This window comes from Rhodococcus sp. ARP2, assembly GCF_001029585.1.
In the GTDB taxonomy this organism is placed as follows: Bacteria; Actinomycetota; Actinomycetes; order Mycobacteriales; family Mycobacteriaceae; genus Rhodococcus_F; species Rhodococcus_F erythropolis.
On the sequence record NZ_LEKE01000044.1, the window covers coordinates 103,298 to 113,894 of the forward strand.

At 61.1% G+C, this 10,597-nt stretch carries 13 protein-coding genes; 11 read left to right on the forward strand and 2 right to left on the reverse strand.

The window, feature by feature from the left end; translation table 11 throughout:
• Positions 1-26 precede the first annotated feature (26 nt).
• Genes ABX74_RS10125 through yut form a run of 8 tightly spaced genes read left to right on the forward strand, consistent with a single transcriptional unit; the run spans position 27 to position 6,578 of the window.
• Complete coding sequence (locus ABX74_RS10125) at positions 27-329, forward strand: urease subunit gamma (protein WP_003943837.1); 303 nt, start codon at positions 27-29, stop codon at positions 327-329.
• A 29-nt stretch (positions 330-358) separates the two neighbouring features.
• Entirely contained in the window at positions 359-796 is a 438-nt protein-coding gene (locus ABX74_RS10130; RefSeq protein ID WP_003943812.1) for an urease subunit beta, read from the forward strand.
• 35 nt (positions 797-831) lie between these two features.
• Positions 832-2,550 (forward strand): urease subunit alpha, encoded by a 1,719-nt coding sequence (locus ABX74_RS10135; protein ID WP_003943847.1) that lies wholly within the window; start codon positions 832-834, stop codon positions 2,548-2,550.
• 9 nt (positions 2,551-2,559) lie between these two features.
• Positions 2,560-3,207, forward strand: a complete 648-nt coding sequence (gene ureE, locus ABX74_RS10140; RefSeq protein ID WP_019746461.1) for an urease accessory protein UreE — start codon at positions 2,560-2,562, stop codon at positions 3,205-3,207.
• Positions 3,191-3,904 carry an urease accessory protein UreF gene (locus tag ABX74_RS10145; protein ID WP_019746462.1) on the forward strand — a complete coding sequence of 238 codons (714 nt, stop codon included), beginning with the start codon at positions 3,191-3,193 and terminating at the stop codon, positions 3,902-3,904. Before ureE ends, ABX74_RS10145 begins: the two co-directional genes overlap by 17 nt.
• A gap of 10 nt (positions 3,905-3,914) precedes the next feature.
• Positions 3,915-4,556, forward strand: a complete 642-nt coding sequence (gene ureG, locus ABX74_RS10150) for an urease accessory protein UreG (protein ID WP_019746463.1) — start codon at positions 3,915-3,917, stop codon at positions 4,554-4,556.
• Positions 4,553-5,500: an urease accessory protein UreD gene (locus tag ABX74_RS10155; protein WP_047888769.1), complete on the forward strand. Its 948-nt coding sequence runs from the start codon at positions 4,553-4,555 to the stop codon at positions 5,498-5,500. Before ureG ends, ABX74_RS10155 begins: the two co-directional genes overlap by 4 nt.
• 34 nt (positions 5,501-5,534) lie before the next feature.
• A complete protein-coding gene (gene yut / locus ABX74_RS10160; protein ID WP_019746465.1) occupies positions 5,535-6,578 on the forward strand; it encodes an urea transporter in 1,044 nt (347 codons plus the stop codon).
• A gap of 11 nt (positions 6,579-6,589) precedes the next feature.
• On the opposite strand, the gene ABX74_RS10165 is transcribed toward yut, so the two are convergent.
• The gene (locus ABX74_RS10165; RefSeq protein ID WP_024488167.1) at positions 6,590-7,168 is read right to left on the reverse strand and encodes a hypothetical protein; all 579 of its coding nucleotides are present in this window, start codon (positions 7,166-7,168) and stop codon (positions 6,590-6,592) included.
• Between the two features lie 196 nt (positions 7,169-7,364).
• On the opposite strand from ABX74_RS10165, the gene ABX74_RS10170 reads away from it, so the two are divergent.
• The 3 genes from ABX74_RS10170 to ABX74_RS10180 are packed head-to-tail and all read left to right on the forward strand — an operon-like array spanning position 7,365 to position 9,637.
• Entirely contained in the window at positions 7,365-7,886 is a 522-nt protein-coding gene (locus ABX74_RS10170; RefSeq protein WP_020905835.1) for a gluconokinase, read from the forward strand.
• Positions 7,883-8,665, forward strand: coding sequence for an SDR family oxidoreductase (locus ABX74_RS10175; RefSeq protein WP_020905836.1), 783 nt, complete (start codon positions 7,883-7,885; stop codon positions 8,663-8,665). The genes ABX74_RS10170 and ABX74_RS10175 overlap by 4 nt, the downstream gene beginning before the upstream one ends.
• Positions 8,666-8,710: 45 nt before the next feature.
• Complete coding sequence (locus tag ABX74_RS10180; protein WP_042950370.1) at positions 8,711-9,637, forward strand: D-isomer specific 2-hydroxyacid dehydrogenase family protein; 927 nt, start codon at positions 8,711-8,713, stop codon at positions 9,635-9,637.
• Here ABX74_RS10180 and nac read toward each other — a convergent pair.
• The gene (gene nac / locus ABX74_RS10185) at positions 9,631-10,554 is read right to left on the reverse strand and encodes a nitrogen assimilation transcriptional regulator NAC (RefSeq protein WP_047888770.1); all 924 of its coding nucleotides are present in this window, start codon (positions 10,552-10,554) and stop codon (positions 9,631-9,633) included. The two genes, ABX74_RS10180 and nac, sit on opposite strands and share 7 nt — an antisense overlap.
• Positions 10,555-10,597: the final 43 nt, after the last annotated feature.

Sequence of the window (10,597 nt, forward strand, 5' to 3'; positions counted from 1 at the left end):
CGCATGATCGACAAGGAGCGTTCGGAATGCATCTGACACCGCGAGAACTCGACAAGCTGACAATTCTCATGTTGGCGGATGTCGCACTGAGGCGAAAGGCAAAGGGGCTCAAACTCAATCATCCGGAGTCCGTCGCAGTCATCACTGCAGCCGCTCTGGAGGGAGCTCGGGAGGGCAAGACACTCGAGGAGGTCATGGCCGACGCATCGCACGCCTTGACGGTCGACGACGTGATGGAAGGTGTCGCGGAGATGATTCCGCGTGTGCAGGTCGAGGCGGTGTTCCTCGACGGTAGCCGGCTCGTCACCGTGCACTCTCCGATCCAGTAGCCCGACCGAGATGTCAGGAGCACTCCAAGATGGCAAGCAAATCAACGAAGAAGGATTCCGGCGGCGAGAAGAAAGTGCCGGTCGGCGGATATGTGTTGCGGGACGAGCCGATCGAACTGAACGAGGGTCGTCCGCGTTTGAAGCTGCGGGTCCGAAATACCGGTGACCGTCCCATCCAGGTGGGTTCGCACTATCACTTCATGGAAGTCAATCGCGCGTTGTCGTTCGATCGTGAACAGTCCTTCGGCTGGCGCCTCGATATTCCCGCGGGCACTGCGGTCAGATTCGAGCCGGGCGACGAGAAGGAAGTGACGTTGGTGCCGTTCGGCGGCAAGCAACGGGTTCAAGGCTTCAACGGACTTGTCGACGGTTGGGCGCCGACCCACGCTGCCTACCGGCCGAGGCTCCCCGGAGCCGTCCAGCGTGCCGAAGAACTCGGCTTCCTGTCCGAACCTCAAACCGACTGATTCTCGTTCACGGCGGACGAAGGAGAGCAACACCCATGACAAGCATTTCGAGACAAGAGTATTCAGGTCTGTTCGGGGTCACCACGGGTGACCAGATCAGACTGGGCAATACCGACCTGTACATCGAGGTCGAGGAAGATCTTCGAACCATCGGAGACGAGTCGATCTACGGCGGCGGCAAGACGCTGCGCGACGGCATGGGCCAGGATCCGGAGTCGTGCAGCATCGACGGTGCCCTCGACCTCGTGATCACCAACGTGGTCATCGTCGATGCAACCATCGGCGTCGTCAAGGCAGACGTGGGAATCAAGGACGGGAAGATCGTCGGCTGGGGCAAGGCGGGAAACTCCAGCACGATGGAAGGCGTCACTCCGGGGCTGACGACCGGTCCGGCGACCGACGCGATCTCCGGTGAGCAGATGATTCTCACTGCTGCCGGCATCGATCCACACGTGCACCTCGTGTCACCGCAGCAGGCGTATCACGCGCTCAGTGGGGGAGTGACCACGCTGATCGGTGGCGGCATCGGCCCGACCGACGGAACCAACGGCACCACCATCACTTCCGGCATCTGGAACATGGAGATGATGCTCAAGGCCAACGAGGGTTTGCCGGTCAACGTCTGCATGCTGGGCAAGGGCAACTCGTCCGGGCATCAGTCCCTGGTCGAACAGATCAAGGCCGGTGCGGCCGGTCTGAAGGTCCACGAGGACTGGGGCGCAACCCCGGCCACGATTCGTGAGTCTCTGCGGGTGGCAGACGAAATGGATGTTCAGGTCGCCATTCACACGGATACGCTCAACGAGGCCGGCTACGTCGAGGACACCATCGCGGCCTTCGAAGGACGCACGATTCACACCTATCACAGCGAGGGCGCGGGTGGCGGACACGCACCCGACATTCTGCGGGTGACGGGAGAGGACAACGTACTTCCGGCGTCGACCAACCCGACGTTGCCGTACGGCATCAACACTCAGGCCGAACTCTTCGACATGATCATGGTCTGTCACAACCTCAATCCCAAAGTGCCCTCGGATGTTTCTTTTGCCGAGTCCCGCGTTCGCGCCGAGACGATCGGTGCCGAGAACGTACTGCAGGACATGGGCGTCATCTCGATGTTCTCGAGTGACTCACAGGCGATGGGCCGCGTCGGAGAAAACTGGCTACGCGCGATCCAAACAGCGGACTGCATGAAGCGGTCCCGCGGGAAGCTGCCCGAGGATTCGCCGACGCACGACAACTTCCGCGTGTTGCGTTACGTCGCGAAGGTCACGATCAATCCCGCGTTGACGTTCGGTCTTTCGCATGTGGTCGGGTCGATCGGTGTCGGGAAGATGGCGGATCTTGTTCTCTGGGAGCCCGCATTCTTCGGTGCGAAGCCGAAGACGATCATCAAGAACGGTCTGATCAGCTGGCACGCCATGGGAGATCCGAATGCGTCGCTCCCGACACCACAACCGGTGATCTACCGGCCGATGTTCGGTGGATTCGGCAAGGCGTTGCCGCAGAGTTCGGTCTCGTTCGTCTCGCGAGCGGCGCTCGACGACGGCATCAAGGATCGACTCGGACTCGAACGTCAGGTTGTTGCTGTCGAGGGAACCAGAACAGTCACCAAGCGTGATCTGGTTCGCAACTCGGCCACTCCGGAAATCAAGGTGGACCCGGAGACCTTCGCGGTGACTGCGGACGGCGTCCACGCATACGTCGAACCTGCCGAATCCATTCGCTTGAACCAACTTTACTTCTTCAGTTAGGGGTCTCCTGTGTCGGGAACAATCACACACACGCACGGCGCCGATGCGACGCCACACACGCACGGCGAGATGACCGCGCCGAGCGGAAAGCCGACGCGAATCGACGCGCTGCTCGGGAAGGAGACCGACGAGGAGTGGGTCGGTCGACTCGACAATGCGGTAGTCGACGTCTTGTCGCTCGATCAGTGGGAAGCGCAGAAGAGTCGGCTACGACGCACCACGATCGGTGGCCGTGAATTGGCCGTCTCGCTCGATCGGGGTATTCAGTTGCAGGACGGCGACATTCTGCTGTGGGACGAGCCGGCGAACACCGTCGTCGTGGCCAGGATCAACCTCAAGGACGTGTTGGAGATCGACCTGAGCGCACTGGTCGACGTCACGCCCGAGAAGATGATTCAGACGTGCCTGGAGTTGGGACATGCCGTGGGCAACCAGCACTGGCCTGCCGTGGTGAAGGGAATGAAGGTCTACGTTCCGTTGACGGTCGACAAGGCGGTCATGGGCTCGGTGATGCGGACACATGCTTTCGAGGGCATCGAGTACACCTTCATCCCGGGTGCCGAGGTCATTCCCTACATCGCTCCACACGAGGCACGCCGTTTGTTCGGTGCGGCCGCTCGTGAGGGCGAGGGGCATACCCATGACCCTCTCGTCTGAGGGATCCGGGCTCAGCATCAACCGCGCGATGCGGATGATGCAGTTTTCCGATTCCATGTTCCCGGTCGGTTCCTTCTCGTTCTCCAACGGTTTGGAATCGGCCGTGGCGCAGGGAATTGTCACCGACGGTCCGTCGCTGCGGGAGTTCGTACTCTCGGCGGCGCATCAGGGGGCGACGTGCGACGGTATCGCCGTACTCGCAGCGCACCGGGGCGCGACAGCCGGTGACTTCTCGGCGATCCTCGCCGCCGATCATGCAGTGATCGAACGCAAGCTCAACGAAGAAGCACGCACGATGAGTACCCGGATGGGTAAGAAGTTGGCCGAACTCGGCGGGCGCTTGGCCGGTGAGACCCTGTTCAACAAGTGGTTGGCCGCGATCGCATCGGGGGAGACGCCGGGTACCTACCCCGTCGGCCTCGGAATTGCTTTCGCGGAGATGGGTTCTCCGGAGGAGGACGCTTTCACGGTCAATCAGTACGGTGTCGCGATGACGTTGCTCGGCGCTGCCCTTCGCATCGTCCGAGTAGATCACCTTGCGACACAGGAGATTCTGTTCGAGGTCAATCAGAGCGCCGGCCGTGAGTACGCGGCAGTGCGTGACTACGGACTCGACGACATGTCCAATTTCGCCCCGATGATCGACATTCTGGCTGCGGTTCACGTCAAGGCGCACGTCCGAATGTTCATGAACTAGAAGGAGAAAGATGAAGAAGACAACGCGCATCGGAATCGGCGGACCCGTGGGTTCGGGTAAGACCGCACTCATCGAGGCGATCACGCCGGAGTTCATCAAGCGGGGCACCAGCGTTCTGATCATCACCAACGACGTGGTCACCACCGAAGATGCCAAGCACGTGCGTAAGGCTCTCAAAGGTGTTCTCGTGGAGGAACGCATTGTCGGCGTCGAGACGGGTGCCTGCCCACACACCGCCGTTCGCGAAGACCCGAGTATGAATCTCGCGGCCGTCGAGGACATGGAGAAGACGTTCCCGGACACCGACGTGGTCTTCATCGAAAGTGGTGGCGACAACCTCACACTGACGTTCAGCCCTGCTTTGGTCGACTTCTTCATCTACGTCATCGACGTAGCCGCAGGCGACAAGATTCCGCGCAAGAACGGTCCGGGAATCTCGCAGTCCGACATCCTGGTCATCAACAAGACCGATCTCGCACCGTACGTCAACGCAGATCTCGGAGTCATGGATCGCGACTCCAAGGGAATGCGGGGAGACAAGCCGTTCGTCTTCACCAATTGCATGACAGGGGAAGGCATCAAGGACGTGGTGGACCTCATCGTGCACGGAGTCCTCTTCGACGAAGAGGAAGTGGGAGCGAGCGCACCTTGAGCGCACCGCCCGTCCCGGGAGCATCGCGAGCGCTCCCGGGGCCGATCCCGACCATCCCGGAACTCGACCAGTACCAGGACCAACCGAAGCAGGCCCCGGCCGGCAAGGTCGGGAAGACCGGCGTTCTCGAGATGCGATTTGTCGACCGTGGCGACAAGACGATTCTGCGGGACATGTACCGCAAGACACCGCTGCTGGTTCAGCAGGCGCTGTACTGGGACGAAGCGTTGCCGACCATGCCGTGCGTCTACATGATTTCCACGTCCGGCAGTGTGTTGCAAGGCGATCGACTGTTCCTCACCATCGAGATGGAGCCGGGTTCCCTCGCGCACGTGACCACTCAGTCGGCCACGAAGGTCCACCGGATGGATGCCAATCACGCGTCGCAACTCCAGAAAGTGGTGCTCGCGGAGAATTCGTATCTCGAACTGATGCCGGGGGTGACGATTCCGCACCGCAACGCGAGGTACTACGCGCGCACCGACATCACGGTGGATCCGACTGCAACGCTGTTGTTCTCGGAGATCGTCATGCCAGGTCGTAAGTACCACGACGGCGGAGAGATGTTCGTCTACGACCTGTACTCCACAATGATCAAGGCGGAGCGTCCGGACGGGGAGAACCTCTTCACCGAGAAGCTGGTGATCGAACCGGCACGTTTTCCCGTGCGATACGGCGGAATCATGGGTGATCACGACGTGTTCGGCAATGTCATCTTGTTGACACCGAAAGAGCATGCCGACGCGATTCTCGAAGAGGTAGTTCCGGGCCGTGACGGCAAGGTCGTTTCCGGAGCGAGTCGGCTACCGAACGACGCCGGTCTCATCTTCAAAGTCCTCGGTCCGGAGAGCGAACCCGTCAAGGCAAAGGTTCGTGATTTCTGGGCTCTGGTGCGAAAGGCAGTTCTGGACACCACCATTCCGCCCGTCCCGCTCTGGGGATGACGCGGATCGCCGGAGAAGGATCGAGGGACGTGCGATGACCACCATCACCAAGCCGTGGGACGACGTCGCGGACAAGAACGTCGTGCTCAGATTCATCGACACGAATCTCAAAGGCTCCGGGCAAGTGATGTTTCAGGGCAATGCGCTGACCGGGCTGCTGTTTCTGGTCGGCATCTTCTGGGGCGCGATAGCCGCGGACACGATCACCGTCGCGATCGGTGCCGTGGTGGGTCTGGTGGTATCCACCGTCACCGGCATGATGCTGCATTCTGACGACGATTCGATGCGTATCGGCCTGTACGGGTACAACGGAATTCTTGTGGGAGCTGCCTTTCCGACATTCCTTGCCGGTGGCGTGATGCTGTGGATCTACCTCGTGGTGGGAGCTGCTGCGTCGACCATCGCGTTCCTGGCGGTTGCCAATGTCTTCAAGACGTGGGGCGTACCGGCACTGACATTTCCGTTCAACCTCGTCAACTGGTTCTTTCTCCTCGCGGCATTCCAGTTCTTGCGGATCGAAACGTCGGACCTCAGCGCGGGCCAGTTTCCGCAACACATCGGGGACGCGTCGGTTCATGCCGACATCACGTTCAGCTTCCTGTGGGACACGCTGTTCCGCAACGTCTCCCAGATCTTTCTGATCAACAACACCGTCACCGGCATCATCTTCGTGATCGCGCTGCTGGTCGCGTCACGCTGGGCGGCGTTGTTCGCGCTCATCGGTTCCGCGATAGCGATGGGTGCGGTGCTGGCGCTGGGTGCCAACACCGTAGACGTCGGCAACGGTCTTTACGGGCTCAGTTCGGTGCTGACGGCAATCGCTCTGGGGTCGGTGTTCTACAACCCGTCGTGGCGTGTGTTCGTCTACACCGTCTTCGGCGTGCTGGTGACTGTTGTCATCCACGGCACGCTGGTATCGGCCTTCGCCCCGATTGGCCTGCCCGCCGGGACGGGCCCGTTCGTCTTCGCTACATGGCTGTTCCTGCTGCCGAAGAAGAAATTCGTTCCCATCCAGCACGACACCATCGAGGGCGGAGCGGCCGAGGGCAAGGATTCGATCGCGAAGGCGAACGGCTGAGCATGGTTTGGTCAGACTTCAGTCGCATCGAGGTCGCGTCTGGCTAAGGTAACGAAATCGTCTGAGTGAAGAGTCATCTCGCCAAGTCGGGAAAAGCTAGATCCGTACATCTCGTCCACCACGGTCACATCGCTACCTGGCTGGGCAGCCGAAGAAAGGGCAATGACAACTCCGTTTACTATGTCGAGTTCGTTCTCGAGATAGCGTGCGATGGCCCCTGATCCGACGATCATGGCTTTAAGGCTGGAGCTTCGAAGTTGGTTTGTAGCGTCGTTCAGGATACCTTGGTTGGCGTAGAATAGCTGGCTATTTTGAGGTGCGGGATTGGCACGACACACCTGTCCGATCCAGGAGTAAGCCGAATATGCTGCAATCCAATTCGATCGAGCCGCCCAGTAGATCCCGTAAGATTCTTGTCTTTTGGACTTCAGGAAATCTCTGGAGGCGTTCTTTTCTTGCTTTATCGCGATCTCCCACGCGAGATTTTCTTTCTGCGTTTCTGTTCGCTTCGTGACGTGGATGTTGTATGCGCCCACAAGGGCGCCGATCACCGTAGTCAGCAGTAGGAGAGAGAACTGATTGCTGTTCATTGTTCGATTGCCCCCGCCGGTTTGATTCGTTCACGTATCTGGCCATGCCGTCGTGAAATTACCGTCTACCACCGACACCGTCGGGCAGTCCCATTCGACTTAGAACTTAACCAATAGATCGTTCCGCTATGGCACCCTCGCGAACCGGTATCGCTCGAGTATTGTCTGGCCTCCGGTAGTCGGGCATGGTCGAAGCATGACCGTGCAGGTAGTTGTGATGGGTGTGGCCGGTGCTGGAAAGAGCACCGTGGCAGTAGGTCTCGCCACGTCTCTCGGAGCAGACTTCGTCGACGGTGACGATCTCCATCCCGAGTCCAATGTCGCCAAGATGCGTTCGGGGACACCGTTGACCGACGAAGATCGCGTGCCGTGGCTCGACGCGATCGCGGCCTGGTTGTCCGGGCGTGCCGATGCGGGACGAACAGGCGTCGTTGCCTGTTCGGCTCTGCGGAAGGACTATCGGGACCGGTTGCGCCCGGACGGTCTTGACGTGCAGTTCGTCCACCTGGACGGTGAATTCGAGACTATCTCCGCACGTATGCGTTCCCGCGCCGGGCACTTCATGCCGGAGAGTCTGCTCATCTCCCAGTTCGAGGCTCTCGAACCGCTTACGGACGACGAGCGCGGCATCACGCTGAATGTCGTATCCAAACCGAGCACACTGGTGGGCGAGGCAGTCGACTACATCCATACATCTCAGAGGAGCGTCACAGCGTGAGTAGCACCGCAAGCCCCGGCCCGTTCGACATTTCCGGGAAGGTCGCGCTGGTGACGGGTTCGAGCCGAGGCATCGGCTCGGCCCTCGCTACTGGTCTCGCCGAGGCGGGTGCGGTAGTGGTGCTCAACAGCCGAAATGTCGACGTGCTCGAAGCCGAGCGTCGACGCATCGCCGACGCGACCGGTGCAACGGTGCACGCATTCGCTTTCGACGTCACCGATTCGGCTGCCGTCCGGGATGCGGCGACACGCATCGAGGCGGAGGTCGGCCCGGTCGAGATCGTTGTCAACAACACCGGCGTGCAGCACCGTGCCCCGCTTCTCGAGTTCGGCGACGACGACTTCCGGCGTGTCATGGACACCAACCTGACCAGTGCGTTCTACGTCGGACGTGAATTCGCCCGAGCCATGGTCGAGCGCGGACACGGGAAGATCGTCAATATCTGCTCGGTGCAGAGCGAGCTCGGCCGAGCGGGAATCGCACCGTACGCGGCCAGTAAGGGCGGGCTCAAAATGCTCACTCGCGGAATGTGCGCCGACTGGGCACCCTTCGGTTTGCAGATCAACGCGATCGCACCGGGATACTTCGACACCGAACTGACCTCTGCGCTGGTCAACGATCCGGAGTTCACCGCGTGGCTCGCCAAGCGGACACCCGCCGGACGCTGGGGCCGTACCGAGGAGCTGATCGGGTCGCTACTGTTCTTGGCATCCCCGGCTTCGGATTTCGTCAACGGTCAGATCCTCTACGTCGACGGCGGAATGACGGCCGTCGTCTGATTGTCCGCTGTTAGATCGTCCGCTACTCGAACAGAAAGCACCCACATGACAGACGCCAGCGCCCCTCGCATCCACCTCGGTCCCGTCGAGGATCCTCACGTCGCCGACGGAATACGCCGAGCCGGTGGAGTTCTCGTTCCACTGGCAGAAGCCGAGGGCGTCGTGTGGGTACAGGGGCCGGAGACGTTCCCGTCGGCGCTACCCGATTCGGTTCGCTGGGTGCAGTTGCCGTTCGCCGGGATCGAGCCCTGGTTCGACGCCGGGGTGATCGACGACAAGCGGGTCTGGACGTCTGCTGCCGGAGCGTACGCGGGCAATGTTGCCGAACATACGATGATGCTTCTCCTCGCCGGAGTTCGCTCTCTCCCCGAACAATTGGCAGCGCAGTCGTGGCGCAAGGAAGAGTTCGACCCGCGGGTGGGCACTTTGCAGGGCTCGACAGTGGCGATCATCGGTTGCGGCGGAATCGGCCGTGCGTTGATCCCGTACCTCGCCGCGTCCAAAGTCAAGGTCATCGCGATCACCCGCTCCGGGACCCCCGTCGAAGGCGCTTCCGAAACGCTCTCAGCCGATCGCACCGGCGAAATCTGGTCCAAGGCTGATCACTTCGTGATTGCAGCACCGTCGACATCCGCGACGCGGCATCTGGTCGGCAAGGCCGAACTGGACCAGATGTCGGAGTCGAGCTGGATCGTGAACATCGCGCGTGGCACCCTCGTCGACACGGACGCATTGGTCGACGCCCTCGAAGCCGGTTCGATCGGCGGGGCGGCACTGGACGTCACCGATCCCGAGCCGTTGCCGGACGGGCATCGGTTGTGGAAGCTGCCCAACGCGATCATCACTCCACACGTCGCCAACCCGGCTACGACGCTCACCCGCGTCCTGGCAGATCACGTTGCAACCAACGTGGCCCGGTTCGCCGCAGGTGACGACCTCACCGCTGTGATCGATCCGTCGGCGGGCTACTGACCGCTCGCGTTGGTTCCCTTCACATAGTCGGCCACGACGGTGCGCAGAACATCGCGCACCGCCTCGGCCGGTTTGGAGAGGGGCTGATTGGCCGGGGTGCCAAGGGAGACATGCACTTCGATGCCCGGCTCGATGCGTCGTAGCTCGAGGGCTTCGACGTCCATGACCCTGCGGGCCACCGACCACGGCAGGACCGTCGCACCCAATCCGGTGCGTACGGCCTCGGACAGAGTCATCACCGATTCCACTTCGGCCACGACGTTCGGTTGCTGCTCTGCGCGGTCGAAAGCCTGCTCCACCACCTTGCGGATGGTGTGCATCCGACCCGGAAGCAATAGCGGCAGTTCGGCGATCTCGGACAGGGAGATGTCGGATCCCGATTCGCCTGCCAGTCCGGTACCGAACGGCGCGACCACCACCAACTCCTCGGTGAGCAAGCGCTCGAATGTCACACCCTTGATCGGGCCGGCGTCGTACAACAACGCCAGATCCATGCGACCGGTCATCATCGCTTCGCTGAGCACACCACCGAAGTTCTCGTTGATGTGCAACAAGATATTCGGATGCTGCTCGCGCACACGGGCCAAGAGCGGCAACGCAATTGCCGTCGCGGTGCTGTACGGGGCGAGGCCGACGGAGACGCCACCCGCCAGCGCCCGTCCGACCACGGACACCTCGGCCTGAGCACTCTCCACCTGACGCAGAATCACCTGAGCATGCCGATAGAGTGCATGCCCCGCATCGGTCGGTTCGACACCCTGTTTGCTGCGGATCAGGAGTTGCTGACCGAACTGCGTTTCCAGCGATGTCATCTGTTGGCTCAGGGCGGGTTGTGCGATGTGCAGGATGTCGGCGGCTCGGGTGATGCTGCCGGCATCGACAATTCGTACGAACGAGTAGAGCCTTCTCGTGTCCATGCTGTGCAAACTACCAGCTCAACGGACATATCGAATTCCGATC

Excerpts from the sequence above, each read along its gene's own strand:
- ureG (WP_019746463.1), top strand. The coding sequence starts at position 3,915 with ATGAAGAAGACAACGCGCATCGGAATCGGCGGACCCGTGGGTTCGGGT.
- yut (WP_019746465.1), top strand. The coding sequence starts at position 5,535 with ATGACCACCATCACCAAGCCGTGGGACGACGTCGCGGACAAGAACGTC.
- ABX74_RS10165 (WP_024488167.1), bottom strand. The coding sequence starts at position 7,168 with ATGAACAGCAATCAGTTCTCTCTCCTACTGCTGACTACGGTGATCGGC.
- ABX74_RS10135 (WP_003943847.1), top strand. The coding sequence starts at position 832 with ATGACAAGCATTTCGAGACAAGAGTATTCAGGTCTGTTCGGGGTCACC.
- ABX74_RS10130 (WP_003943812.1), top strand. The coding sequence starts at position 359 with ATGGCAAGCAAATCAACGAAGAAGGATTCCGGCGGCGAGAAGAAAGTG.
- ABX74_RS10180 (WP_042950370.1), top strand. The coding sequence starts at position 8,711 with ATGACAGACGCCAGCGCCCCTCGCATCCACCTCGGTCCCGTCGAGGAT.
- ABX74_RS10145 (WP_019746462.1), top strand. The coding sequence starts at position 3,191 with ATGACCCTCTCGTCTGAGGGATCCGGGCTCAGCATCAACCGCGCGATG.
- ABX74_RS10125 (WP_003943837.1), top strand. The coding sequence starts at position 27 with ATGCATCTGACACCGCGAGAACTCGACAAGCTGACAATTCTCATGTTG.
- nac (WP_047888770.1), bottom strand. The coding sequence starts at position 10,554 with ATGGACACGAGAAGGCTCTACTCGTTCGTACGAATTGTCGATGCCGGC.
- ABX74_RS10170 (WP_020905835.1), top strand. The coding sequence starts at position 7,365 with ATGACCGTGCAGGTAGTTGTGATGGGTGTGGCCGGTGCTGGAAAGAGC.